This is a genomic window from Rhodocyclus tenuis (genome assembly GCF_014197755.1).
Lineage (GTDB): Bacteria > Pseudomonadota > Gammaproteobacteria > Burkholderiales > Rhodocyclaceae > Rhodocyclus > Rhodocyclus tenuis.
Map to the genome: position 1 here is coordinate 99,067 of NZ_JACIGE010000002.1, position 25,208 is coordinate 124,274.

24 protein-coding genes are annotated in these 25,208 nt (G+C 65.1%); 14 read left to right on the forward strand and 10 right to left on the reverse strand.

Going from position 1 to position 25,208, the window contains the following annotated elements:
• Positions 1-64 precede the first annotated feature (64 nt).
• From mutM to GGD90_RS03125, 3 genes are all read left to right on the forward strand, one after another.
• Positions 65-892: a bifunctional DNA-formamidopyrimidine glycosylase/DNA-(apurinic or apyrimidinic site) lyase gene (gene mutM, locus GGD90_RS03115; protein ID WP_153115815.1), complete on the forward strand. Its 828-nt coding sequence runs from the start codon at positions 65-67 to the stop codon at positions 890-892.
• 114 nt (positions 893-1,006) lie between these two features.
• Positions 1,007-3,007 carry a dynamin family protein gene (locus tag GGD90_RS03120; RefSeq protein ID WP_407690630.1) on the forward strand — a complete coding sequence of 667 codons (2,001 nt, stop codon included), beginning with the start codon at positions 1,007-1,009 and terminating at the stop codon, positions 3,005-3,007.
• Between the two features lie 139 nt (positions 3,008-3,146).
• Positions 3,147-4,742, forward strand: a complete 1,596-nt coding sequence (locus tag GGD90_RS03125; protein WP_184414909.1) for a sensor domain-containing diguanylate cyclase — start codon at positions 3,147-3,149, stop codon at positions 4,740-4,742.
• A gap of 166 nt (positions 4,743-4,908) precedes the next feature.
• On the opposite strand, the gene GGD90_RS03130 is transcribed toward GGD90_RS03125, so the two are convergent.
• The 5 genes from GGD90_RS03130 to GGD90_RS03150 form a co-directional block, all read right to left on the reverse strand.
• The gene (locus GGD90_RS03130; RefSeq protein ID WP_153115817.1) at positions 4,909-5,169 is read right to left on the reverse strand and encodes a YfhL family 4Fe-4S dicluster ferredoxin; all 261 of its coding nucleotides are present in this window, start codon (positions 5,167-5,169) and stop codon (positions 4,909-4,911) included.
• A 19-nt stretch (positions 5,170-5,188) separates the two neighbouring features.
• On the reverse strand, positions 5,189-5,671 hold the full coding sequence (coaD, locus tag GGD90_RS03135; RefSeq protein WP_407690632.1) for a pantetheine-phosphate adenylyltransferase: 483 nt from the start codon (positions 5,669-5,671) through the stop codon (positions 5,189-5,191).
• An 85-nt stretch (positions 5,672-5,756) separates the two neighbouring features.
• Positions 5,757-6,302, reverse strand: coding sequence for a 16S rRNA (guanine(966)-N(2))-methyltransferase RsmD (gene rsmD, locus GGD90_RS03140; RefSeq protein ID WP_184414938.1), 546 nt, complete (start codon positions 6,300-6,302; stop codon positions 5,757-5,759).
• A gap of 113 nt (positions 6,303-6,415) precedes the next feature.
• Entirely contained in the window at positions 6,416-7,711 is a 1,296-nt protein-coding gene (locus tag GGD90_RS03145; RefSeq protein ID WP_153115819.1) for a M16 family metallopeptidase, read from the reverse strand.
• 11 nt (positions 7,712-7,722) lie between these two features.
• The gene (locus GGD90_RS03150; RefSeq protein WP_153115820.1) at positions 7,723-9,090 is read right to left on the reverse strand and encodes a M16 family metallopeptidase; all 1,368 of its coding nucleotides are present in this window, start codon (positions 9,088-9,090) and stop codon (positions 7,723-7,725) included.
• 207 nt (positions 9,091-9,297) lie between these two features.
• Here GGD90_RS03150 and ftsY point away from each other — a divergent pair, with 207 nt between their 5' ends.
• From ftsY to ftsX, 3 genes are read left to right on the forward strand one after another with little or no spacing between them, the layout of a single operon-like run.
• A complete protein-coding gene (ftsY, locus tag GGD90_RS03155) occupies positions 9,298-10,263 on the forward strand; it encodes a signal recognition particle-docking protein FtsY (protein ID WP_153115821.1) in 966 nt (321 codons plus the stop codon).
• On the forward strand, positions 10,260-10,937 hold the full coding sequence (locus tag GGD90_RS03160; RefSeq protein ID WP_153115822.1) for a cell division ATP-binding protein FtsE: 678 nt from the start codon (positions 10,260-10,262) through the stop codon (positions 10,935-10,937). The genes ftsY and GGD90_RS03160 overlap by 4 nt, the downstream gene beginning before the upstream one ends.
• Positions 10,934-11,830 carry a permease-like cell division protein FtsX gene (gene ftsX / locus GGD90_RS03165; protein ID WP_153115823.1) on the forward strand — a complete coding sequence of 299 codons (897 nt, stop codon included), beginning with the start codon at positions 10,934-10,936 and terminating at the stop codon, positions 11,828-11,830. The genes GGD90_RS03160 and ftsX overlap by 4 nt, the downstream gene beginning before the upstream one ends.
• A 90-nt stretch (positions 11,831-11,920) precedes the next feature.
• On the opposite strand, the gene GGD90_RS03170 is transcribed toward ftsX, so the two are convergent.
• Positions 11,921-12,481: a hypothetical protein gene (locus GGD90_RS03170; protein ID WP_153115824.1), complete on the reverse strand. Its 561-nt coding sequence runs from the start codon at positions 12,479-12,481 to the stop codon at positions 11,921-11,923.
• A 351-nt stretch (positions 12,482-12,832) separates the two neighbouring features.
• Between GGD90_RS03170 and GGD90_RS03175 the strand changes: the two genes are divergently transcribed.
• Together GGD90_RS03175 and GGD90_RS03180 are read left to right on the forward strand one after the other, a co-directional pair.
• The gene (locus GGD90_RS03175) at positions 12,833-14,572 is read left to right on the forward strand and encodes a PAS domain-containing sensor histidine kinase (protein WP_153115825.1); all 1,740 of its coding nucleotides are present in this window, start codon (positions 12,833-12,835) and stop codon (positions 14,570-14,572) included.
• A 318-nt stretch (positions 14,573-14,890) separates the two neighbouring features.
• Positions 14,891-15,088, forward strand: coding sequence for a hypothetical protein (locus GGD90_RS03180; protein WP_153115826.1), 198 nt, complete (start codon positions 14,891-14,893; stop codon positions 15,086-15,088).
• Positions 15,089-15,143: 55 nt separating this feature from the next.
• On the opposite strand, the gene GGD90_RS03185 is transcribed toward GGD90_RS03180, so the two are convergent.
• The 3 genes from GGD90_RS03185 to GGD90_RS03195 form a co-directional block, all read right to left on the reverse strand.
• The gene (locus GGD90_RS03185; protein ID WP_184414910.1) at positions 15,144-15,923 is read right to left on the reverse strand and encodes a glycine zipper 2TM domain-containing protein; all 780 of its coding nucleotides are present in this window, start codon (positions 15,921-15,923) and stop codon (positions 15,144-15,146) included.
• Between the two features lie 76 nt (positions 15,924-15,999).
• The gene (locus GGD90_RS03190; protein WP_153115828.1) at positions 16,000-17,106 is read right to left on the reverse strand and encodes a hypothetical protein; all 1,107 of its coding nucleotides are present in this window, start codon (positions 17,104-17,106) and stop codon (positions 16,000-16,002) included.
• A 264-nt stretch (positions 17,107-17,370) separates the two neighbouring features.
• On the reverse strand, positions 17,371-19,452 hold the full coding sequence (locus tag GGD90_RS03195; protein WP_153115829.1) for an AAA family ATPase: 2,082 nt from the start codon (positions 19,450-19,452) through the stop codon (positions 17,371-17,373).
• A gap of 447 nt (positions 19,453-19,899) precedes the next feature.
• On the opposite strand from GGD90_RS03195, the gene GGD90_RS03200 reads away from it, so the two are divergent.
• Together GGD90_RS03200 and rpoH are read left to right on the forward strand one after the other, a co-directional pair.
• The gene (locus GGD90_RS03200; RefSeq protein ID WP_153115830.1) at positions 19,900-20,115 is read left to right on the forward strand and encodes a CsbD family protein; all 216 of its coding nucleotides are present in this window, start codon (positions 19,900-19,902) and stop codon (positions 20,113-20,115) included.
• Between the two features lie 145 nt (positions 20,116-20,260).
• Positions 20,261-21,109: an RNA polymerase sigma factor RpoH gene (gene rpoH / locus GGD90_RS03205; RefSeq protein WP_153115831.1), complete on the forward strand. Its 849-nt coding sequence runs from the start codon at positions 20,261-20,263 to the stop codon at positions 21,107-21,109.
• 84 nt (positions 21,110-21,193) lie between these two features.
• Here the strand turns inward: rpoH and mpl are convergent, their stop codons facing one another.
• Positions 21,194-22,549 (reverse strand): UDP-N-acetylmuramate:L-alanyl-gamma-D-glutamyl-meso-diaminopimelate ligase, encoded by a 1,356-nt coding sequence (mpl, locus tag GGD90_RS03210; protein ID WP_153115832.1) that lies wholly within the window; start codon positions 22,547-22,549, stop codon positions 21,194-21,196.
• A gap of 248 nt (positions 22,550-22,797) precedes the next feature.
• On the opposite strand from mpl, the gene GGD90_RS03215 reads away from it, so the two are divergent.
• The 4 genes from GGD90_RS03215 to accB all read left to right on the forward strand — a co-directional run bounded on the left by GGD90_RS03215 (position 22,798) and on the right by accB (position 25,205).
• Positions 22,798-23,400 (forward strand): hypothetical protein, encoded by a 603-nt coding sequence (locus tag GGD90_RS03215; protein ID WP_153115833.1) that lies wholly within the window; start codon positions 22,798-22,800, stop codon positions 23,398-23,400.
• A gap of 49 nt (positions 23,401-23,449) precedes the next feature.
• Positions 23,450-24,001: a TlpA family protein disulfide reductase gene (locus tag GGD90_RS03220; RefSeq protein ID WP_184414911.1), complete on the forward strand. Its 552-nt coding sequence runs from the start codon at positions 23,450-23,452 to the stop codon at positions 23,999-24,001.
• Between the two features lie 165 nt (positions 24,002-24,166).
• Positions 24,167-24,670 carry a type II 3-dehydroquinate dehydratase gene (aroQ, locus tag GGD90_RS03225; RefSeq protein WP_153115835.1) on the forward strand — a complete coding sequence of 168 codons (504 nt, stop codon included), beginning with the start codon at positions 24,167-24,169 and terminating at the stop codon, positions 24,668-24,670.
• Between the two features lie 70 nt (positions 24,671-24,740).
• Positions 24,741-25,205 carry an acetyl-CoA carboxylase biotin carboxyl carrier protein gene (gene accB / locus GGD90_RS03230; RefSeq protein ID WP_153115836.1) on the forward strand — a complete coding sequence of 155 codons (465 nt, stop codon included), beginning with the start codon at positions 24,741-24,743 and terminating at the stop codon, positions 25,203-25,205.
• The last annotated feature ends 3 nt before the right edge of the window (positions 25,206-25,208 follow it).

A 25,208-nucleotide genomic window follows, 5' to 3' on the forward strand; every position in this document is an offset into this window, starting at 1 on the left:
TTGGCGCAGAAGCTTTTCGGCCATAATAGTTGTCGCATGTTATGAACTTTTTACCCTTGCAGCAATGCCGGAACTCCCTGAAGTCGAAGTCAGCCGCCTCGGGCTCGTGCCCCGACTCACCGCGCAGCGCATCGCCGGTGCGGTTTTTCGCGTGCCGAAGCTGCGCCACGATCTGCCGCCGGCGCTCGCCACGCGCCTCCAGGGACTGCGCGTCGATGCCATCCTGCGCCGCGGCAAGTACCTGCTCTTCGACTGCGAAAGCAACGCGGGCGGTGGCTGGCTGATCCTGCACCTCGGCATGTCCGGCAGCCTGCGTCTGGCGACTCCGGGAACGGCGATAGAGAAGCACGACCACGTCGACCTCATTTTTCCCGACCAGATACTGCGCCTGCGCGATCCGCGCCGCTTTGGTGCCCTGGTGTGGCAGGAAGGGCCGAGCGTCAACGAACACCCGCTGCTTTGCCGGCTCGGTGTCGAACCGCTGGAACCGGGATTCGACGGTGAATGGCTGTATGCCGCGCTGCAGCGGCGGCACTCGCCGGTGAAGCCGGTGCTGATGGACAGCCACCTGATCGTCGGCATCGGCAACATCTACGCGGCCGAGAGCCTGTTCCGCGCCGGCATCGCGCCACAGCGCGCCGCTGACCGCATTGGCCGCGCGCGCTGCCAGTTGCTGGCGAGATGCATCCGCGAGACGCTGGCGGATGCCATCGCCGCCGGCGGCAGCAGCGTGCACGACTACATCCACACCGACGGCGGCGCCGGCTGCTTCCAGCTCAGCTGTGCCGTCTATGACCGCTGCGGCGACGCCTGCCACGTCTGCGGCACGCCGATCCGCATGCTGCGCCAGGCCGGACGTTCCAGTTTCTACTGCCCGAGCTGCCAGCACTGATCGTCCACATCACCTTCAATTTCGTCGCCAAGCAATTGATCGCAAAAATATTTGTGATAGAGTGAGCAGCCCGAATCGAGAGGTGTCAATGGCGCCTGCAGGGGAGACAAGATCATGGCACCGACAAAACCCGCGGCAGGCGACGCCACGGCAGCGGACATGCCGCTGGCGCGGCAATTCGCCGCCTACAGTGAATGGCGCAGCGGCCTTGCCGCCAGCATCGAGCGTTTTCGCAGCTGGCTCGCTGACAACGAACTGAACGACGGGCAGACCGACCTGCGCATCGGCCAGCTGCTCGACCGTCTGCGCGAAGACCGGCTGCTCGTCGCCTTTGTCGCCGAGTTCTCGCGCGGCAAGTCGGAACTGATCAACGCGATCTTCTTCGCCGGTTTCGGCGATCGCGTGCTGCCCTCGTCGGCCGGCCGCACGACGATGTGCCCGAGCGAGCTGATGTACGACGCGGCTCGCCTGCCGGCGATCGAACTGCTGCCGATCGAGACACGCGCCTCGAGCACCGGAGTTTCCGAATACCGCCGCTTTCCCGAAGAATGGCGGGTGTTTCCGCTCGATACCAGCTCGGCCGAAGCGATGCGCGAAGCGCTTGCCCACGTCAGCGAAGTCGTCCGCGTCGATCCGGCGACGGCAGAGCGGCTCGGCTTTCCGGTCGCCGACGGTGCTGGCGACACTTTCCGCGTCGGCGAAGACGGACGCGTCGAAATCCCGCGCTGGCGCCATGCCGTGATCAACTTCCCGCACCCGCTGCTCAAGCAGGGGCTGGTCATCCTCGACACCCCCGGTCTCAATGCGATCGGCACCGAACCGGAACTGACGCTGTCGCTGCTGCCCAATGCGCACGCCGTGCTCTTCGTTCTTGGCGCCGACACCGGCGTCACGCAATCCGATCTGGCCATCTGGCGCGATCATCTCGGCGTCGCTGGCGGCAACAGCGCCGGCCGACTGGTCGTGCTCAACAAGATCGACGGCCTGTGGGACGAACTGAAAACGCTGGCGGCGATCGACGCTGAAATCGACGGCCAGGTCGACTCCTGCGCGCAAACGCTCGGACTGCCGGCGAGCCGCATCTTCCCCGTGTCGGCGCAGAAAGCGCTGGTTGCCAAGATCAATGGCGACGACGCGCTGCTCGAGCGCAGCCGCCTGCCGGCGCTCGAACGGGCGCTGGCCGACGACCTGCTTCCGGCCCGCCGCCACATCGTCAGCGACAACGCCGAAGCCGAGTTCGACGACCTGTACATGCGCATGCGCGGCCTGCTCGAGTCGCGCCTCGGCGGCCTGCGCGAGCAGATCGCCGAACTCACCGAACTGCGCGGCAAGAACAAGGGTGTCGTCGAATACATGATGGGCAAGGTGCGCGCCGAGAAAGAGGAGTTCGAAGCGGGACTGCAGCGCTACTACGCCCTGCGCAGCGTTTTTTCGCAACAGACCAACAAGCTGTTCGCGCACCTCGGTCTCGACGCGCTGCGCGGGCTGACGCAGACGACGCGCGCGGCGATGCTCGAAGCGACCTTTTCGACGACGCTGTCGGAAGCGATGAACAATTTCTTCCGTATCGCACGCGACAATCTGGATCAGTCGAAGGGCGAAATCGAAGAAATCGTCGCAATGATGGAAGCGATCTACCGCAAGTTCGCGGTCGAACACGGCCTCAAGCTCGGCGCGCCGAGCGCTTTCTCGCTGCTGCGCTACGAGAAGGAAATCGAGCGTCTCGAACAGTGGTGCGATGCCAACCTGAACACCATGCTGCAACTGCTCACGCACGAAAAGAGCAAGCTGACGCAGAAGTTTTTCGAGGAAGTCGCCGTGCAGGTACGCCGTGCTTTCGAGCACGCCAACAAGGACGCCGAAACCTGGCTCAAGGCGATCATGGCGCCGATGGAAACGCAAGTGCGCGAGCACCAGATCCAGCTCAAGCGTCGCCTGGAAAGCATCAAGCGCATCCACCAGGCAACCGACACGCTGGAAAACCGGATCGGTGAACTGACCCACGTCGAGGACGGCCTCGTCGCCCAGATCGTTGCCCTCGAGGGCGTCGGACAGGAGATTCGCCGCCGCCTTGACGGAGCGGCCGGGAACGCCTTCGCGCGCGTCGCCGCGTGACAGGACAGCCCGGAAAAGCGCAATATATTCTATGACTTAGGTCCTATTTTCAGCAGCGGCGCGGGGGCCTATCATCGGCCAGCGATCAGCCCCCGGTGCCGCGATGAGCCAACAGCAGGTCCGACAACATCAGCACGCATTGCCGCGTTCTCACCAACGCGGCCAGCAGTGGCATCTGGTGCTCGCCGTCGTGCTCTGGGCGCTCGCGTCGCTGGCGGTATTCGGCTTCATCGTGCAGCGCGACCTCGGCCGCAACGAACGCGAGTTCAGCGCCTATGGCGAAACCCTGCAGACGCAGTTGCGCGACAAGCTGCGCGCCAACGAAGCGGTGCTATACGGATTTGCCAGCTTTCTCGGCGCCCGCCACGCCAGCGAACAAGCGGCGGCCAGCTACGCGGCCTCGGTGCTCGAGCGCTACCCGCACATTTATCAGCTGGAGATCGTCGCCCGCGTCGCCCGCCAGGAAGTACCGCGCCTGATCGGCCGCATGCAGCGCGCCGGGCACAGCGACTTCGGCTTGCGGGGCTTCTCGCCCGAAGGAGAACTGCGCGCGCTCCCGAGCAATGAGCGCGAGTTCTACTATCCGGTTGTTTTCACCGCGCCGACCACGGAATACTCGGAAAAAATCCTCGGACTCGACATCAGTGCCAGAAAGACGGTGATCGAGGGGCTACTCCTGTCGGAGCGCCAGGGTGTCGCTGTCAGCAGTGAAACCTTCCGCCTGCTCGAAGGCGATCTTGGCTACATCATTTTCCGGCCGGTCATCAGCAGCAAGCTCGATCAGCTCAACGCCGCCAGCCCCCGTTACGCGCTGCTGGTAGTGCGCGCCGTCGATCTGGTACCGCCACGAGCGGCCTTGCTGCCGGCCGTCCGCCACACGCTTTTCCTGCGTGGCAACTTCACCGCCGTCAGCAACGAAGCCGAGTTGTTCGACCTCGCCGCGAAGCCGGCCGACACCTTGTCTGCGCTACTCTTGCCTCGGCTGAAATTCGACCGCGAAGTCGAAGATTTTTCGCAACCAGTTCACTTGACTCTCGAGCGCCAGCTGCGCCTGAGCGACTTCGATCTGGGTGCGCTGACCGTCAGCGCCGTCGCCTCGGCACTGAGCGCGGCGCTGCTCTTCGCCTTCCTGCGGACACAGACGCAGTTGCGGCAACAGATCGAATTCCTCGCGCTCTATGACACACTGACCGGCCTGCCCAACCGTCTCCTGCTGCTCGGCCATCTGAAAAAAACGGTGGCGCTGGCGCAGCGACAGCAATCGCAAGTGGCGGTACTTTTCGTCGACCTCGACGAGTTCAAGCCAGTCAACGACAGCCATGGCCACGCCGCTGGCGATACCTTGCTGCAAACGGTAGCACGCCGCCTGCAGGACAGCATCCGCAACTGCGACATCGCCGCACGTCTCGGCGGCGACGAGTTCGTCGTGGTGCTCAGCGACATCCGCAAGGACAAGGACGCGCTCAATGTCGCGGATAAAATCCTGAAGACGCTGGCCGAACCTGCACTGATCGGCGAAAAGTCAGTGCCGGTCAGTGCCAGCATCGGCATCGCCATCTTCCCTACCGACGGCAGCACTCCGGAAGAGTTGCTCAGCGCCGCCGATCAGGCGATGTATGCCGCCAAGGGCGGCGGCAAGGGCAGCCTCGGTCGCTGCGGCAATCTCGACGACAGCCCACCGGCCAACAGCTCCCCGCGCCTGGCCGGATGGACTGCCGGCACCCCGCTGTGCTGAGACGCCGGCGCCACCCCGCGGCTCGGTGCCGGCGGCAAGACGCCCGCCTGCTTCGGTAACGCTCGGCGCCAAAGCTGCTGCCGAGCGCTGCCGGTCGACGAAAAACGCCGCGCCCCGGCAAGGGGTGCGGCGTCTCGAGATGCGCGCGGGTCGCTTGTGGCGACGTTCAGGCCGGACGCGAATTGCCGGTCAGCTGCTCGTACTTGCCCCAGAGCTGATCGCCGCTTTCGGCGTTGTCCGGGTCCTTGATGATGCAATCGACCGGGCAGACTTCGACACACTGCGGCGTGTCGTAGTGACCAATGCACTCGGTGCACTTGCCCGGGTCGATGACATAGGTTTCGTCGCCCGGAGAAATCGCGCTATTCGGGCATTCCGGTTCGCACACGTCACAGTTGATGCATTCGTCGGTAATCTTCAAAGACATGGCTGCAATTTCCTTCAGATCATTGAAATTTCTCGGAAAATTTTTTCGCCAGACGGGCGCAAACCGCCGGCTGGGAAAACTTGCTGACATCGCCACCGAGAATGGCGATCTCGCGAACCATCGTCGCCGAGATGAACATGTATTGTTCTCCCGGCGTCAGGAACACCGTTTCGACGTCGGGGTAAAGCTTGCGATTCATCCCCGCCATCTGGAATTCGTATTCAAAATCGGACACCGCGCGCAGGCCGCGCAGGATCACCTGCGCGCCCTTGAGCTGCAGGAAATCCATCAGCAGCCCGTCAAAACCGCAGACCTCGACGTTGCCGTAGGGCGCCAGCACCTCGCGCGCCATCTCCAGGCGCTCATCGAGCGTGAAGAATGGCCGCTTCGAGCGGCTTTCGGCGATGCCGACAATGACCTTGTCGAACAGATTGCCGGCGCGCCGCACCAGATCCTCGTGACCGCGCGTCATCGGATCGAAGGTGCCCGGATAGACGGCAATGCGCTTGCTGGCAGCATCGGCGGGCGAGGCAGTCACCGCCCCGGCCAGGCTCTGCGCGCCTGAGTTCTCCGCACCGCCACCCGGATCAATTTGCGTCACTGGATTCGCCTCGCCGCATGAAGTGATAACAAACCTGACCGGCTCGCCCGGAACGTTGCGTCTGCCACTCGCCAAGCGCGGCCAGCGGCGCTTCCGCCTCCGCGTAGATCACCGCGTCATCGCTCAGCAAACGCGGCAGCAGCGGCGACAAACGCTCGAACCAGCCCTGGCGAAATGGCGGATCGAGGAAGAGGACATCGAAGCGCCGATTTGTCGAACGCGCGAATTCTAGCGCATCCGCACGCACAATCTCCAGCCGGGAATCGCCGCCGAGCAGCGTCGCGTTGTCGCGCAAGGCGGCGAAAGGCTTTGCCGCACGCTCGACCATGACGACACTGGCGGCGCCACGCGAGGCAGCCTCGAAACCGAGCGCGCCGCTACCGGCAAACAGGTCGAGACAGTGCCGACCGTCGAGGCGCTGACCGAGCCAGTTGAACAATGTCTCGCGTACACGATCGGGCGTCGGCCGCAGGCCTTCTGCTTCGGGAAAGCGCAAGACACGGCGACGCCATTCGCCACCGATGATGCGCAGGGAGCCGGCGGTCGCTGCCGGCCGCCCGGCGGGGCGCGCAGGAGCGAGCTTACCCGCGGACGGCGCGCGCGCCGGGCGGCTGGCGCTCACGCCGAGGCCCTCACCGCAGACATCTATTCGCCACCGACGACGACCGTCGTCAGCTTGCCCGCTTGCACATGGCGGGCGAAGGCGGCGCGCACATCGTCAGCGCTGACCGCTTCGACCTTTTCGGCGTAGCGGTCGAGATAGTCGAGCGGCAGCTTGTAAAAGCCGATCGACGCGACGTTTTCGAGGATCTTGCGGTTGCTGTCGAGGCGCAACGGGAAGCTGCCGACCAGATTGAGCTTGGCCGCCTGCAATTCCTCGGCGCTCGGGCCTTCAGCAAGGAAGCCGGCGAGGACTTCACGCGTCAGCTTGAGCGCGGCACCGGCCTGCGCCTTCTTCGTCTGCAGGCCGATGTTGAACGGCCCCGGTTGCTGCATGGGCATGAAATAGCTGTAAACGCTGTAGGCGTAACCACGACGGTCGCGCACTTCCTTCATCAGGCGCGAGACGAAGCCGCCACCGCCGAGCGTGTAGTTGCCGACGAGCAGCGGGAAATAATCCGGATCGCCGCGACGCACCGCCGCCATGCCGATCAGCAGATGCGCCTGCGCCGCCGGGTGCGCGATGCGCCGCTCGCTGCCGACGGCGGGCGCCAGCTCGGGCGGCGGCGCGACATCGCTGCCCGACGGCAAGGCCGCCGTCAGTTCGGCGGCAATCGCCTCGGCGCGCGCGCGCGTCAGATCGCCGACCAGCGTCAGCGTCGTGCGTGCCGCGCCGTAGTGGCGGGCGTGGAAGGCGACGAGATCGGTGCGCGTGATCGCCGTCAGCGACTCGGGCGAGGACTGCACGCCATAGGGATGTTGCGGATACATCGCCGACCAGAAGGCGCGCGCGGCAATGGTTTCCGGGCGAGTCAGCGCTTCCTTGAGCGCGGCGATCGTGCGCGCCTGTTCGCGCTCGAAAACGGCGGCATCGAAGCGCGGCGCACTCACCACGTCGCGCAGGATGGCCAAGGCCGGAGTCAGCTTGTCGGCCGCCGACAGCGTGCGCAGCGAAACGTTGGCGCGATCCATGTCGGCACCGCCGCCGAGACTCGCGCCGAGATCGGCGAGCCGGCTGGCGGTCTGCGTTTCATCAAGGGCGCCGGCACCGAGGTCGAGCAGATCGCGAGTCAGCGAAGCGAGCCCGGACTTGCCCGCCGGGTCATAGGCCGTACCGGCGGCGAAATCGAGTTGCACATCGACGATCGGTAGCGTGTGGTTTTCGACGAAGAACACGCGCGCACCTGATGGCGCCTGCCAGTGCTCGATGGTCACACCGGCCTGACTGAACTGCGCGGCAACACAAAGGCTCACGCCGGCAAAGAGCTTGGCGAACTTCATGGGCAAACCTCTCAATGGCGGGGAACGGCGCCGGAACGCGGGCGCGGCGTTTTCGGCAGGGGCTGCGGGTCGAGCACGGCGACGGTCAGCGAATCGTCGTCAAGGTACTTGCGCGCCGCCGCCTGCACGTCGGCGGCACTCACCGCCTGCAGCTTTTCGATCAAGCGTTCGTTTGCGCGATAAGGAATGCCGACCGCTTCGAGCTGGCCGATCTCCATCGCCTGCGCGAACATCGAGTCGAGCTTGTAGATTTCAGCCGCGACGAGCTGCGCACGGGCGCGCGCCAGCTCGTCGGCGCCGACACCGTCTTTCTGGATGCGCGCGATCTCGGCGCGGAAAGCGGCTTCGAGTTCGGCAACGGTCCGCCCCTCGCTCGGCGAGCCCTGCAGGAAAAAGAGGCTCGGCCCGCGTGCCGTCGAATCGTAGCCAGAGCCGGCGTTGACCGCGACGCGCAGTTCCTTGACCAGCCGTTGCGGGAAGCGCGCCGCGTCGTGGCCGTCGAGGATGGCACCAAGCATTTCCAGCGCGTAGGGATCGACGTCGCGCTCGACGTCGCGGATCACCGGCGCCTTGTAGGCCATCAGCAGCACCGGCAGTTCGGCCGGCGCCTTCACCGTCAGGCGGCGGATTCCCAGCTGCTTCGGCTCTTCCTGCGGCTTGCGCAGCGGCAGCGCGCGCGGTTCGAGTGGCCCGTAGTACTGCTCGGCGAGGCGGAACACCTCGTCGTGATCGACGTCGCCGACGACCACCACGTAGGCGTTGTTCGGCACGTACCAGCGGTCGTACCAGTCACGCGCGTCCTCGACGCTCATGTTCTCGAGATCGTTCATCCAGCCGATCACCGGCGCCCGGTAAGGACTCGCCTGGAAGGCAACGGCGTTCATCTGCTCGTAAAGCAGCGCCGGCGGCTGGTCGTCGGTGCGCATGCGCCGCTCTTCCATGACCACCTTGATTTCCTGCGCGAATTCCTTCGGGTCGAGCGTCAGGTGGCGCATGCGGTCGGCTTCGAGGCGCATCATCTCTTCGAGCTGCGCCTTCGGCGTCTGCTGGAAGTAGGCGGTGTAGTCGCGGTTGGTGAAGGCGTTGTCGCGGCCGCCGGCAGCGGCGACGCGGCGGTTGAACTCGCCCGGACCAACGTTCGGCGTGCCCTTGAACATCATGTGCTCAAGCAGGTGGGCAACGCCGGTCAGGCCATTCTTCTCGTCGATGCTGCCGACGCGGTACCAGACCATGTGCACCGCCGTCGGCGCGCGCCGGTCTTCCTTGACGATGACGTTGAGCCCGTTGGCGAGCTTGTGCTCGAAGGGATTGGCATGCGCCGCCAAAGGCGCGACCAGCAGGCAGAGCAGGGGGATCAGTCTTGTGCAGCGCATGGGCATGAGTCGCTTCTGTTAAAATGGGGCGTTCTCGCGGTCGAATCTTACCATCGCCGCAAGGACGGGGCGTTGCCAGCGGCTGCAGCCGGCGAAAACCGGCTAGCCATGATCGCCAGCTGGCGGCAACCCGGCCCTGATTGTCGCAGCTGTCGCCGAACGGGCATTGCAGCAGTCGTCTCTTTGCCAACCTTTCTTTCCGACCCGCCCACCATGTTTGGTTTCCTGAAGAAATCCACTCCCGACGGCACCGCTGCCGCCAGCACCAATGCGACACCCGGCTGGCGCGAACGGCTGAAAAGCGGGCTGACGCGGACGCGTGCGCAGTTCGGCGGACTCGGATCAATCTTCGCCCGCGGCAAGGTCGACGACGAACTGCTCGAGGAACTGGAGACGCGCCTGCTGATGAGCGACGTCGGCATCGAGGCGACGCAGCGTCTGCTCAACGGCCTGAAAGCCCGCGCCAAACGCGAAAAGCTGGAAACGCCGCAAGCGATCCAGCAGGCACTGGCCGACGCGCTGCATGAAATCCTGTTGCCGCTCGAAGAAGCGCTCGACATCTCGACGCACAAGCCCTTCGTCATCATGCTCGCCGGCATCAACGGCGCCGGCAAGACGACGTCGATCGGCAAGCTCGCCAAGCACTTCCAGGCGCAGGGCAAGAGCGTTCTGCTCGCCGCCGGCGACACCTTCCGTGCCGCCGCGCGCGAACAGCTGGAGACCTGGGGCGAACGCAACGACGTCACGGTGATCGGCCAGGACGGCGGCGACCCGGCGGCGGTGATCTTCGACGCCATCGCCTCGGCGCGCGCGCGCGGCATCGACGTCGTCCTAGCCGACACCGCCGGCCGTCTGCCGACGCAGCTGCACCTGATGGAAGAAATCGCCAAGGTGCGCCGCGTCATCAAGAAGGCCGACCCGAGCGCGCCGCACGAAACCCTGCTCGTACTCGACGCCAACATCGGCCAGAACGCGCTGGCGCAGGTGCAGGCTTTCGACCGCGCCATCGAGGTCAGCGGGCTGGTGCTGACCAAGCTCGACGGCACCGCCAAGGGCGGCGTCGTTGCCGCCATCGCCGCGCAATGCCCGAAGCCGATCCGTTTCATCGGCGTCGGCGAAGGCATTGACGACCTGCGCCCGTTCAAGGCGCGCGAATTCGTGGACGCACTGTTCGAATGATTACCGCCAGCGCCGTCTGCAAGCGCTACCCGGAAGGTCGGGAAGCACTCAAGGACGTCAGCTTCGAAATCGCCGACGGCGAACTCACCTACATCACCGGCCGCTCCGGCGCCGGCAAGACGACGCTGTTCCGCCTGATCGCCGCGATCGAGCGGCCGACGTCGGGCGGCATCGTCGTCAACGGCCAGAACCTCGCCGCACTCGGGCGCAAGGCGATTCCCTACCTGCGGCGCAACATCGGCCTCGTTTTCCAGGACCAGAAGCTGCTCTTCGATCGCAACGCGCTGGCCAATGTGCTGCTGCCGCTGGCCATTGCCGGACTGCCGACGCGCGAGGCCGAACGGCGCGCGCTCGCCGCGCTCGACAAGGTCGGCCTGCAGGGCCGCGCCAAGGCGATGCCGGTGGCGCTCTCAGGTGGCGAACAGCAGCGACTGGCGATCGCCAGAGCCGTCGTCAACCGGCCGGCGCTGCTGCTTGCCGACGAGCCGACCGCCAACCTCGACGCCGACTCGGCGGCCGACATCCTTGGCATCTTCCGCGCCTTTCATCAGGTCGGCGTCACCGTCGTCGTCGCCACGCACGACCCGCAGCCGCTCGCCGGCGTGACGCCGCGCGTACTGCGCCTTGAGCAGGGCCGGCCAATCACGGTCGAGCCAGCAGGAGGAGGCGCATGAGCTGGCTCGCGCAGCATCTCGCCGCGGCGTCGGACGCCATCCGCCGGCTGGCGTCGGCGCCGCTCAACACCCTGCTTTCGCTGCTGGTCATCGGCATCGCGCTGGCGCTGCCGGCAGCCGGCTGGCTGACCATCGACAATCTGCGCATCGCCGTCGGCGACGCCGCCAAGGCGCAGCAGATCAGCCTCTTCCTCAAAGCGGGCGCCGGCGCGAACGACGTCGCCGTGATCGAAAAACGCCTGCGCGAAATGAACATCGGACAGTTTCGTTTCGTCTCGCGCGACGAGGCGCTGAAATCGCTGCAGAACCGCGAAGGCCTGGCCGACCTGACCGCCGGCCTGCCACGCAACCCGCTGCCCGACGCCTTCGTCGTCGACGCCGAAGACACGCGCCCGGAAGCGCTCGAAGCCGCAGCGAAGACCTTCGCCGAGTGGCCGAAAGTCGAACATGTGCAACTCGACTCGGCGTGGGTGCGTCGCTTCGACGCCTTCGTGCGCATCGCGCGGCTCGCCGTCGGCCTGATCGCCGGCGTTTTTGCGGCCGGGCTGATCGCCGTCACCTTCAACACCATCCGCCTGCAGATCCTCGCGCACGCCGCCGAAATCGAGGTGGCGCGCCTGATCGGTGCCGCCGACGACTTCATCCGCCGCCCCTTCCAGTACTACGGCGCCTTGCAAGGCGCGCTCGGCGGCCTGCTCGCGGTGGCGATGGTTGCCATCGGCGGAGGACTGCTCGCCGGCCCGGCCGGCGAACTCGCCACGCTTTACGGTGGCAGCTTCGCGCTGCGCGGTTTCAGCGGCGGCGAAGTCGCCGCACTCGCCGGCGGCGGCGCCCTGCTCGGCTGGATCGGCGCCGAAATCTCGGTCGCCATTCACCTGCGGCGCATCGGCTAGAACCGGAAAGCGATCGTCCCCGGCGGAACAACGTGCGGGGCGACGCAGCCCTGGCCAGCGGAATGGCCGTGGGCCGCGTGCCTGATACTGCTAGACGGCGCCCCGGCCGCCGAGCCTGACCTCGATGGTGCGCGTCAGCGCTTCGGCCAGCGTCACCACGTCGCCCTTCGGCTTGTAGGCGGCAAAAGCGCCGAGAACGGTGGTCACCTTGTCGGCGGCAGACTGGCCCTTGAGGTCGTCCTTTTCGAGATGCAGCACTTCCAGCAGTTCGTTCCAGACCATCCCGTCATCGAGCGGAACCAGCGAGGCGGTCGCGCCCTGCAAGCTGACGACCAGAGGCTTGCCGATGTTGGCGACAAAAAACAGCAGCTTCACGTCCGGCGCGAAATCGCCGGCATAGCGCTCTTCGAACAGGCCCAGCTTGGCAACATCGTCAAGGAAGCCGGCGGCGAGCAGAAGCTTGTCAGCAGCAGCAAGCAACACCGCCTGGCGAACCGTTGCGGTCGGCGGCAGACGACGACCCGAGGCATCGGCGACCTCGCCGAGAACCAGCGCCAGATCGCCGCGATAGGCCTGCTGGCCGGCTGAGGTCTTGTCGTTGAAGTTCATGTTCAGGTACAGGCCTTGTTGCGCATACGAATCTAGAAGCATTGCGGGGTCCTCGCACAGGGATGGGAAAGCCTCATCCCTGCAAGAAACGCGCCGCCTGCGCAAAACCTCGGCTCTTCGCACACAATCCCGCGCCAAGCCGACGTTCGCGGAGAAAGCGATGCAGGCGGCGCGGAATGACAGCGCCGACATTTGCAGCAAGTGCGACAGCCCAACCCACATTGTCGTGCCGGGCGCCAAGCGCCTGTCGCAACAGCGACACCGGCGCAAGCCGCGCGCCGTTGAGGTGACGGGCCGGCTTCCTGCCGACCGAGAAGTCGTCGTTGCCCGGTAATGAAAATTTGGCTTTGGCCTTCCTCTCGCCGAGAATGACGGCTTTGTCTTTACGCGGTCATGATGGAAGTACCTGAGAAGATCCTCGCTGCCGACAAAGGGCACGTCCTGACGCACGGCAGCACGAAAGCATGCGACGATTACCGGGATCTGCTGCTCGAACTGGCAGCATCGTTCATCAGCCTTCCGGTCGACGAGATCGATGACGCCATTGACGACGCGCAGGCCCAGGTGGCGGCAATCAGCGCAGCGGACCATGCCTTCATCCTGGTCTACGACGTCGCGGCCGGAATCGCTTTCGTCAAGCATCACTGGCACGCTGCGGAGGGCAGCCCGTGGGCGCTGCCGCTCATTCCCCTGGCCGACATCGCCGACTGGCCTTCGCGACACGCGCGCGGCGAGACAGTCGCCATCGACGACCTGAGCACACTCGCTGCCAGCGGCCTAGGCGATTTCCTGAACGCCGGGCAGGCGAAAAAGCTGATTGCGCTACCGCTGAGCGGCAAGGGGGGCTGTTTCGGCTGCCTTGTCTTCTGTAAGGCTGTAGAAACAGCGCCGTTCGCAACTGAGGAACTCCAGCTGCACGGCGTATTTGCCCGGTTGCTGGCCGGACTGCATGAACGCAAGCGGAGCGAGAGCAGCCTGCGCGAAAGCGAGGCGCGCTTCCGCTCGCTGTTCGAGCAGATCGAGAATATCGCCGTGCAGGGCTACAACCAGCGGCGCGAGGTGATCTTCTGGAACAAGGCGAGCCAGAATCTCTACGGCTATCGTGCCGAAGAGGCACTTGGACGCCGGCTGGAAGACCTCGTCATTCCGCCGCCAATCCGCGACGGTGTGGTTGAGGCCATCACCTCCTGGGCCCGCGGCGGCGCCGCGATCCCGCCGGGAGACCTGCTGCTGCACGACAAGGACGGCAAGCCGGTTCCGGTCTATTCAAGCCACGTGATGCTGCGCGGCATCGCCGGCGAGCCAGAGATGTATTGCGTCGATCTCGATCTCAGCGAGCAGCGACGAGCCGCGCTTGAACTCGACCGTTACCGCCTGCAGCTGGAGCAACTGGTCGAGCAACGGACGCGCGAGCTGGCCGTTGCCAAGGACGCTGCCGAAGCGGCCAACCAGGCCAAGACGAAGTTTCTCGCCGCGTCCAGTCACGATCTGCGCCAGCCGCTGATGGCCATCAGCCTCTTTCTCGACGCCTTGTCGCGCACCCCCCTGAACCAGGAGCAGAGCCGCCTCACCGATCACATGGGGCGCTGCGTGCGCTCGCTGGGCGAAATGCTGAACACGCTGCTCGACATTGCGCGACTTGACTCAGGGGCGATCGAAGCGAACTTCTCCGTCGAGTGTGCGGGAGAGCTGTGCCGCTGGCTCGACAACGAGTTCGCCTCGGTGTTCATGCGCAAGCGACTGCGTTTCATGCTGTTTTTCCCGCTCCGGGAAGTTTTTCTGCTCACCGACATCAAGCTGCTGAAAAGCATCTTGCGCAACCTGCTCGACAACGCGCTGAAATTCTGCGATCACGGCGGCGTACTGGTCGGCATCCGGCGACGCGGCAAGCACGCACTGATCCAGGTATGGGATACCGGCAGCGGCATCGCCCCGGAAAACCTCGACCTGATTTTCGGCGAGTATTACCAGATCGGCAATGAAGAGCGCGACCCGGAAAAAGGCGTCGGCCTCGGACTGTCGATCGTCCTGCGCCAGGCGCGGCTGATCGGCGCGGAGATCCGCTGCCGCTCGCTCCCCGGGAAAGGCAGCGTGTTCGAAATCGAGCTGCCGCTTGCAGAAAACCGCGAATAGCCGGCGCGAGCGGAGCGCATCGCCGGCGCTGCGCTCGGCGGCGGATGACGCGACAGAGCCACTGAATTCGGCCCGGACTCTGTGTGCCAGCGTACCGAATTCGCAGGTGCCGACGGGTAATGTGTCGTGTGCTGACGGGTGCGTCGCCCCGGCGTACCGACAGCGCTAACCGACACAGAGGTGATTTCATGAACAATATTGTCTATCTCGTTGGACTCGTCGTTATCGTGTTGTTTATCCTTGGATTTTTTGGTCTCCGCTAAGCACGGGACAAGGCCCCGGCAGAGTCTGCCGAATACATGAATTGAGGAAACAAAGATGATCAGTTCCAGAAAAGCGCTTGGCGCCGCGATGTTCGCCAGTGCAGTGCTGCTGCTCGCCAGCGGCTGCCAGAAACAGGAAGGCCCGGTCGAGAGAGCCGGCAAGCAGGTCGACAACGCGGTCACCAAGAGTGGCGAGCAGATCGAGAAAGCCGGTGAGGCGATCAAGGAGTCGGCGAGGGATGCGCGGAAGTAAACGCGGCAAGGGTCGCTGACCCTGCCACGTCCTGCATCGCTCTGCCGCCTGCCAGCTATTGCGCCTGAATCAGTACCAGCCGGCGGTTTTCGATCTTCACCTCATCACCGACATTGAAACCCGGCTGTTCCGCGTAAGTCACCGTCTGCGTGCCGCCGTTGTCGAGCCGGACCAGCACTTCGTAATGCTTGCTCGCCTTCAGCTGCTTCTCGATTTCGTTGCCGGCGTAAGCGCCACCGGCGGCACCGGCCACTTGCGCCACTGTCGTACCGCGACCGCTGCCGATCTGGCTGCCGAGCAAGATGCCGGCGAGGCCGCCACCGATCTTGCCGATGTAGCTGCCCTCGCCCTTCACTTCGACCAGGTTGACCGCCTCGACCACGCCGCAAGCGGCGCAGGCCGGCGACGCCAGTGCCTTTGCCGGTGTTGCATTGTGCGGCCGCCTCGCCGCCGCACGACCGACCAGCGGCCCGTCGATGACGGCGCTGACGACCCGGTTGCCGAGGCGCAGATTGGCCGTCGCCTTGCTTTTCGCCGTGATCTTGTCGCGCTTTCTGATCGTGTAGCTGCCTTCGTACACGCCGACCTCGCTCTCGGCCAGCACGACCGCGCCGGTCGCGCCGTCGATGCGCACCGCCGCTGCGCCGCCCGGACTGCCGTACAGCGTAAACACCAGTTCGTTGCCCGGCGCTGCCGTGGCGATCGGCGCCACATTGAAAGCCTCGATGCCCGGCGCCGCGACCGAGGTAGTTTGTGCCTGCGCGACGCCCTCGGCAAGCGGCAACGCGGCGAGGGCAATCGCCAGCAAGAACCCGTTGAATATCCTGTTGCTCATCGAACTGCTCCTTTGCCTGACGGTGGAATGACTGTGGCGCATCTGGCGCGCGTCGCCTTGTTCCGCAGCTGAGCGTTCACAAGGCTCTCACTGCCTGGATTCTCTCGACCGGCGCCAGCGGTGTCGCCCTGACGCTTGCCGGCGCCTTGGCCCCGCCCGCATTGTCGCTGGATAGACGCTGAATCGCGGCATTGACCTGAAAAGCGGCAATCGCCGCGGCACGGATCGGATCGGCGTCCACCGTCGGGACGGCGCGCGTTGGCGCGCTGACGCGCAAGCTCTGCAGGCGGATGTCGACGGCGTCGACGGCCGCCGAAGTCGGCGTAGCAGTCGCCGTCAGCGGCACGGCGCTTGTGGCGCTGGCCCTGGCCGGAATGGCGCTGGTTGCGAGTTGCGCGGAAGCACGCGCCGCTGGCTGACTGGGGGAACTGTCGTTCGTCAGCGGCGCCGTGACGGTTGCGGCAGCGGACGTCGCGGTCACGGCAGCCTCGAAAGCCTCAGCAGCCGAATTGTCGCGCAGCGTTTCGCCCGCTGTGCGCGCAAGCGCCTGCGGCGAGGGAAACGCGGTCTCGGCCCGGCCGCTCCCGATGTCGCCGCCGCTGCTCGCCGCGCCATTGCCCTGCCCTGCCAACAAGACTGGCGAGCTGCCGGCAGACGCCTGCATCACCGCCGCCAGCAGATCGTTCAATGCCTGCTGCTCTGCCGCAGCGACCGTCGGCGCGCTGTTCGCCAGCACGCCGGCCACTGCTGCTGCCGTCGCCGGTGGCGGCGAATCGAGCGTCGTCGTCACCGTCCTCGCGCCGCCGCCGGCATTCACATCAAGGCCGAGGGCAAGCGCCAGATTGTTCTGCAGGCGCTCCGCCGCACTGCCCGGAAGCGCGGCATCGAAAGCCGGCGGCGAGGTGCTGCCGATGATCGCGTCAAGCCACGACGGCGAATCGAGCAAGCCACTGGCCTTGTACAGCTGGGGCAAGGACACACTGGCACCAAGGCTTACCACGGTGCTGGCAGCAGCGCTGGCCAGCCATTCGGCGAGGCTCTTCGGCACGCTGGCGGGCGGTGCACCGGCCGCTGCGAGCAGGGCGGCCGACGCTGCCGATGAAGAAGCGAACGCCGCAGCCGCCTGCGCCGCCGCAAGGGCATTGCCGGGGAGCGAAGTTGCCTGGACCGACGCCGAGTCCATTGCCGCGTTCCCGCTCAGCACCGCTGCCCGGCAGACGCAACAGTTCCTGCAGCCGATGCCGGGTGAGCACTTGCCAGCCGTCGATACCCGATCAAGCGCATTCTTTCCTCCGCCAAAAAAGCGTCGTCCGCAAAAGTCCGGACTTGTCAGCGCGCCAAGATGCCTGCCACTGCGGCACGCGTCGGTGCGCTGCCGCGCATAGCGACTTCGCGAATGGCAAGGCACGCGCCACCGACAGCCCAGAAAGTGCGCGAGCCGCGTCGCTCAGGCGGCCTCGAAGCGGCGAACCGCGTCGAGCGCCTCGCTCAGCGTCATCTCGTTGGCGGCGAGCAACTTGCCGACCAGATGCGCAGTCAGCGGCATCAGCCCGGCCAGGATGGCGCGGGTTTCGCCATAGAGGCGCTCGCTCTGCGCTTCCATGATGCTGCGCGTCTCGTCGTCTACGTCGCCGCCGGAACTGTCGCGCTTGAGCGCGCCGAAGTTGAGGCGGGTCTTGCGGTACATGCCCATCTCGCCGGCGGCGTGGTGCAAGAGGCGGGTGACGCGCGTGATGTCGTTATGCGCGCCGTTGGTGGTGCCCTCCTCGCCGAAAAACAGTTCCTCGTTGGCCATGCCGCCGAGCAGCACGCGCACCTCATGCTCGATGTCGGCGCGGGTTTTCAACAGGTTGTCGCCAAGCTTGTGGAAGACAAAGCCGAGCGCATTGGTGCGCGGATTGGCCTTGAGCGAGATCTTGATGGTCTTCATGTCGGCCAGAATCTGCTCCCAGTTGTCGCCGGTCAGCGCGCGCTCGTGCGCGAGGTCGACGAGGAAGTGGCCCCACTCGTGCGTGGCGACGATGCGGCGGTCGCGCTCGTGCTCCTGCGTCGTCTGCGTATTGACGTTGCCGACCAGAACGCGCTCGGCGGCCTGCATCAAGGTGTCGGCGCCGATCATTTCGCCGGCCTGCACGGCGCTGATTCCCGCCTGATTGACGATGGTTTCGAGATCGGCCGGGCTGCGCCCCTCGGTGACGGCGACCAGATGGCGCAAGTCGAGGTCGGGCAGCACCTTGTCGGCGCGCTGCGCGAGGTAATGCGTGATGATCGCCCGCCGCTCTTCGCGGTTGGGCATGCGGAAATCGACCTTCATCTGGAAGCGGCGCAGCATCGCTTCGTCCATCGCCATGCTTTCACTGTTGAAGTTGCTGGCGACGATCCAGATGATCTCGGCCTCGTCGCGGCTGCGCACGCCGTCGAGCACCGAAAGCAGCGTGTTCGCCGTGTCGTCGTCGTACTTGCGGCGGCCGCCGCGCTTCATGAACAGATCCTGCGCCTCGTCGAGAAAGATGATGCAACGCCGACGCCGGCGCGCCATGGCGATGATGCGGCCGAGCGTATTGGCGCCGCCGGCGACGAAACCCGTCTCCAGATTGGCCGCCGAATGGAACAGGATCGGCAGCCCCAGCGCCTTCGCCAGATAACTGGCGAGCCGCGTCTTGCCGGTGCCCGGCGGGCCGCTGAACATTACGTTGAAGGGCTTGTTGATGCCGTACTCGGCGTACTCGGTGCGACGCAGGTACTGGTCCTTGATCTGCGCCAGTTCGGCCTTGATGTCGTCCATGCCGACCAGATCGTCGATCGAACCCTGCACCTGCGTGGGCTCGATGAACTTGAGCGACTTGAACTGCCCGCGCAGCTGAAAGAACAGGAAAGCGAGCAGGCCGAGCGTCAATACCACCGACAGCACGCCGCTGGCGGCCGATTTCCAGCCGTCCTTTTCCGATTGCGGCCGCGCGCCGGCAAAGCGCAGGTCGAGGCGTTCGACCAGCGCCTGGCTGGATGCGCTCAACTCGCTGCGCGGGATGAACACCAGTTTGCCACCCCACGGCGCGTTCACCGCCTTGTCGGCGAAGATCTTGCTCTCCATGTCGCTCGGGTAGTACGCGTACTGCTTGCCCTGCGCCTCGATCAGCACGATGCGCTCGGAAACGTTCCAGAGCAGCGGCTTGTAGATCACGCTGACGCGTTCGACCGGATTCGTTTCGAGGAAGCTCAATACCGAGCCGGTACCGAGCAGCACCGGCAAGCGGTCGTTGAGCGCCCAGACGCCGTCGCCGGCCTTGCCACCTATGGCCATCGCCTCGACCTGCCCGGCCAGTTCGCTCTGCTTCTGGATGAGAACCAATGAGTAGAGCGCTGTCGCCGGGATGAGCACGGCCATCAGCAGCACCGTCAGCCTGACCGCCAGCCGCTGGATGACGAACCAGTCCTGCAACCGGCCGGCGATCTTCCTGAGCGCTAAGCGCAGGCCCACAGCGCCCGGTGTCGAAGCGTCGGGACCAGATGTGGAAAGCTTGCTGCTCATGGCAGGAAGACGCCTGCGTGGCAGCGTGCGGGAGCTGGGCAAAGCATGGTCGGTTCGGCTAACAGGGCTTTCTGCAGCGCGTCGGGGAAGGAAAAGCCTCTCCCGGCAACGATGCTCTGCGCTTCTGCCGCGCGCTTCTGTTCGCTAGCCGACACAAGGCAGACGAATCCGCGGGAAGCGGCAGCGGGAGCTCACCCGAAAAAACTCCCGTCTGCCGCCTAGCGATCCAGCCACCGGCCTCGCGGCCAGCGCCGGTCGCCAGTGTGTTGCAGCGCACAGACGCCGCCAGAGGCGCTCTTTAGTCTGGCCTGTCATTCCTTGCGCCCCCTCCCCGCCTCGTTGCCGCGCCTTTGCTGTCGAAAGCGCCGACAGGCAGGCGGACTGGTGGGCAGGAAAGGCACGCCACCGGCAATTCCGCCGGCCTGCACGCATCTAAGGAGCTGCAAAATGAGCTGGGATTTTTCCGACGAGAGCTGGAACACCTTCAAGCCCAAACTGAAGATGCGCTGGGGCAAGCTCAGCAACGCGCACCTTGACGAGATCGGGGGCAAGCGCGAGAAGCTGCTGCAGGTGCTCAAGGAAACCTACGGCGTGACCGAAGAAGAAGCCGACAACCAGATCAAGAGCTTTGAGGCGTACAGCAAGGAGTTGCGCCCGCAGTAGTCGGCGCCTCCCTTCTCGTGGCAAAGGCATTTCAACGACAACAAGTGTCGAAGCGAAGAACTATTGCGCCGCTTAGCACTCTGTGCGATCGAGTGCTAAAATTCAGCGCAAGCACTGTGCTTTTGCTCACGGAGGAAACTGACACATGACTCAGGCTCTGGCTTTTCCGATCCCCTCGGCCCTTGGGGATATCGACGCTTATATCCGGGCGGCGAACCGCTTCCCGCTGCTCAGCGAAAAGGAAGAGTTCGAACTCGCGTCACGCTTCCGCAAGGACGAGGACGTGGAGGCTGCCCGCCAGCTGGTGCTGTCGCACCTGCGGTTGGTGATCTCCATCGCCCGCGGCTACCTCGGCTACGGCCTGCCGCACGCCGACCTGATCCAGGAAGGCAATATCGGCCTGATGAAGGCGGTCAAGCGCTTCGACCCGGAACGCGGCGTGCGCTTGGTATCGTTCGCCATGCACTGGATCAAGGCCGAAATCCACGAATACGTGGTGCGCAACTGGCGCATGGTCAAGCTGGCGACGACCAAGGCGCAGCGCAAGCTGTTCTTCAACCTGCGCAGCATGAAGACCGACAGTTCGACGCTGCTGCCGGCGCAGGTTGCCGATATCGCGCACCGCCTGAGCGTCCGCCCCGAAGAAGTGGTCGAGATGGAAACGCGCCTCTCCGGCCGCGATCTGGCGATGGAAGCGAACGACGATGATGAGGACAGCTTCGCGCCGATCGCCTATCTGGCCGACCAGAGCAGCGAACCGACGCGCGTGCTCGAAGCGCGGGCGCGCGAACATCTGCAGGGCGACGGCCTGCAAGCCGCGCTGGCAACGCTCGACCCGCGCAGCCGGCGCATCATCGAAACACGCTGGCTGGCCGACGACGAATCGGCAACGCTGCACGAACTCGCCGCCGAATACGGCGTTTCGGCAGAACGCATCCGCCAGATCGAAGCCAAGGCGATGCAGAAGATGCGCACGGTTCTCGCCGCCGCCTGAAACGAGGCGTAGTCAGCAGCCAAAGGGGCCGCACTGCGGCCCCTTCGCTTTTGCGCAGCTGCTTGCGCCTGGCGCGCGTCAGCTTCAGCCGAGTGCGGCAAGCAGGCGGCCGTGAATGCCGCCGAAACCGCCGTTGCTCATCACCAGCACGTGGTCGCCGGGTCGGGCGGCGGCGACAATAGCGGCGGTAAGCGAATCGACATCCTTGGCTACGCTCACCCGCGCGCCAAGTGGCGCCAGCGCAGCGGCGGCATCCCACTCCAGCCCGGCAGCGCTGCAGAAGACCAGATCGGCAGCGGTCAGCGCAGCGGGCAGTTGCGCCTTCATCACGCCAAGCTTCATGGTGTTCGAGCGCGGCTCGATCACCGCGAGGATGCGCGCGTCGCCGACCTTGCGCCGCAGACCGGCGAGTGTGGTGGCAATCGCCGTCGGGTGATGCGCGAAGTCGTCGTAAACAGCGACGCCGCCAGCGACGCCGCGCAACTCCAGCCGGCGACGGACGCCGACAAAGCGCGCCAGCGCCTCGACACCGCGCGGGAGCGGCACGCCGACGTGCCGCGCCGCGAGCAGCGCGGCAAGCGCGTTGGCGCGGTTGTGCTCGCCGGTCATCGACCAGTGCGTCTCGGCGATCAGCTCTTCGCCCTGCCACAGCCGGAAGCTGCCATCGGCGTCGTCGCCGCTGACATGCCAGCCTTGCGGATCGTTGAAATACTCGACCGGCGTCCAGCAACCGCGGGCGAGGACACGTTTCAGGCTGTCTTCAGAAGCATTGGAGACGATCTCGCCGGAACGCGGCAGCGTACGCACCAGATGATGGAATTGCGTTTCAATCGCCGCCAGATCGTCGAATATGTCTGCATGATCGAACTCAAGATTGTTCAGCACCAGCGTCCGCGGCTGGTAGTGCACGAACTTCGAGCGCTTGTCGCAGAAAGCCGTGTCGTACTCGTCGGCTTCGATAACGAAGAATGGCGAGTCAGCCAGGCTGCCGGCAAGCCGTGCCGAGACGCCAAAGTTCTGCGGCACGCCGCCGATCAGGAAGCCAGGCGACAGGCCGGCGTCTTCGAGCACCCAGGCGAGCAGCGACGAGGTCGTCGTCTTGCCGTGCGTGCCGGCGACAGCGAGTGTCCAGCGTCCGCGCAGCACGTTCTCGGCGAGCCACTGCGGCCCGGAAACATAGGGCAGGCCGCGATCGAGAATCGCCTCGAGCAGCGCATTGCCGCGCGACACCGCGTTGCCGACGACGTAAAGCTCGGCGCCGAGGTCGATCTGTGCCGGATCGTAGCCTTCGATCAGCGCGATACCGGCCGCGCTGAGCTGATCGCTCATCGGCGGGTAGACGCCGGCATCACAGCCGCTGACCTGATGCCCGGCGGCACTGGCGAGTTGCGCCAGCCCGCCCATGAACGTACCGCAGACGCCGAGAATGTGAATTCGCATACCTATAAACACCAGCAATGACCGGAGCGCGATTGTAACGCTGCCCGGGCTGGCAAGCTGCGCGCTGCGCCTGCGGCCCCCTCAAGGAAACCCGCTGCTGCCGACTGGCGCGAAGCCGGCAGCAGCGCTGGCAATACTCCGCCTCCCAATTGCTCCGGCACTTGCCACTCGCGCTGCGCAAGACTAGTCTTCGAACGCCGCGCCCCTTCCCGCCACTGCAAGCGCCAACGACCGACGGTAAATCAACGATGACCCGCCGCAGAGAAACCCGCAAAGCTCCGCAGCAGCGTGCACTGATCGCCAGCACCGCCGCGCGCCTGATCGCCGAAGACGGCATCAGCGGCTACGCCGCCGCCAAACGCAAAGCCGCACGCATGCTCGGATTGCCCGACAGCGTCGAACTTCCCGACGACAGCGCCATCGAGAGTGAATTGCGCACCCGCCTGCGCCTCTTTCAGGATGGCGAGCAGCAGGAAAGGCTGCTGCATCTACGGACGATCGCCGCCGAAAAGATGCGGATCATGCAGCGATTCAACCCCTATCTGAGCGGATCGGTTGCTGATGGCAGCGCTGGCAGGCACGCCGAGATCGACATCCAGCTGTTCACCGACAGCGCCAAGGATGTGGAGATATTCCTGCTCAACTCGGGCATCGACTTCCGCCACGTCGTGCCACGCAGCGACCGCGCCGAAGCGGTGCTATGCCTCGACAACGCAGGAGACGTTGTCAATCTGATCGTCTATCCGCCGCAGGAAGAGCGCGTTTCGCTGAAGACGCGCGATGGCCGCGTGCGTGAGCGCCTGCGCCTGCCTGCCGTGCTGCAGCTTGTCGCCGCCGGCGAGAGCGTCTAGCCTGCGCGGCGGAATTTGTCGCCACCACCGCTTACCACAAGGAGCACGCTTGAACAGGATCGTCGTTTTCATCGCCGCGTTTGCCATCGCACTGGCGGCACTCGTCGCCGGCCTCTACACCTCGTCGCGCCAGGATGGCTCGCCATCCGGGAGCACGGCGACGATTCCGCCAAAGGCAGCCGAGACGCTTTTCGCCGCGCGCCTGACCAACCTGCAGGGCGGCGGACAGCAACTCGAGCAATACCGGGGAAAGACGCTAGTGGTCAATTTCTGGGCAGCGTGGTGCCCGCCGTGCCGGGAAGAAATGCCGGGATTTGCCAGACTGCAAAGAAAATTCGCCGATAAAGGCGTCCAATTTGTCGGCATCGCTCTGGATAATGCCGACAACGTGCGCACATTCCTGCAATCGACCCCGGTCGACTACCCGCAGCTGCTGGCCGGCGACGACGGCTCGGATCTGGCACGCGCGGTCGGCAACAGCAGCCTTGCCCTGCCCTACACGCTGATCATCGATGCGGGCGGCAAAGTGCGCTCGACCCGCATGGGCTATCTGCCCGAAAGTGATCTGGAACCGCTTCTGCAACAAGCACTTGCCAATTAGTGACCGGCTTGCGCGGCGACTCGGCACAACAATCGTGCGGCGCTCCGTATTCGGCGTACACTGGCGCAAGAAGCTGCTTTCGCAACAGAGGATCAATACGGTGTTTTAAGCACAAGATCGGCGCAAGGTGGACAAAATGCAGCGATTTGCGGCAAACTTTCAGACATGAAAAAGCAAAAGCAGACGGGAAAATCGGCTCCTGATGGCGCCGAAGCGGCTGGCGAGACGCCGCGCCTGCTGGTTATTCACGGGCCGAATCTCAATCTGCTTGGTGCGCGCGAGCCCAAGTACTACGGCCTGACCACACTGGCCGACATCAATCTGGCGCTGGCGCGCCGCGCCGAAGCCGCGGGCGTGCAGCTCGACAGCTTCCAGAGCAATCACGAAGGCGCGCTGATCGAGCGCGTGCACGCCGCCCGCGACGAGGGCGTGCGCTACATCATCATCAACCCCGCCGCCTACACGCACACCAGCGTCGCCCTGCGCGACGCCGTTGCTGCAGCCGGCATCCCCTTTATCGAAGTCCACCTGTCCAACGTCCATGCGCGCGAGCCATTCCGGCATCGCTCGTACTTTTCGGACCTGGCGATCGGCGTCATCAGCGGCCTCGGCAGCGAAGGCTATCTGCTCGCGCTCGAATACCTGATCAGCAAACTGAAAGCCGACTGAGCGGGCTGGCGCCGACACGGGCGCAGCCCTGAAGCCAACGCGTGGCAAAGAATTCTGACGGAGAAATCAAATGGATCTGCGCAAACTCAAGAAACTGATCGACCTTGTCCAGGAATCGGGAATCTCCGAACTGGAAGTCACCGAAGGCGAAGAAAAGGTCCGTATCGCCAAGCATTCGCCGTATCCGGCCGGTAACAACGCCGGCTGGGCGCCGCCGCAATACGCACCCGCGGCGCCGGCCGCAACCAGCCCGGCAGCCGTTTCGTCGGTGTCGCTCGACGACGAGGACGAAGAGCCGGAGGGCGAAGAGGTCAAGTCGCCGATGGTCGGCACCTTCTACCGCGCCGCCAGCCCCGGCGCCGAGCCTTTTGTCGAAGTCGGCTCGACGGTCAAGGTCGGCGATACGCTGTGTATCATCGAAGCGATGAAGCTGCTCAACGAAATCGAGGCGGACGTCGCCGGCACGGTGAAAGCCATCCTCGTCGATAACGGACAACCGGTCGAATTCGGCGAACCGCTGTTCATCGTCGGATAAGCG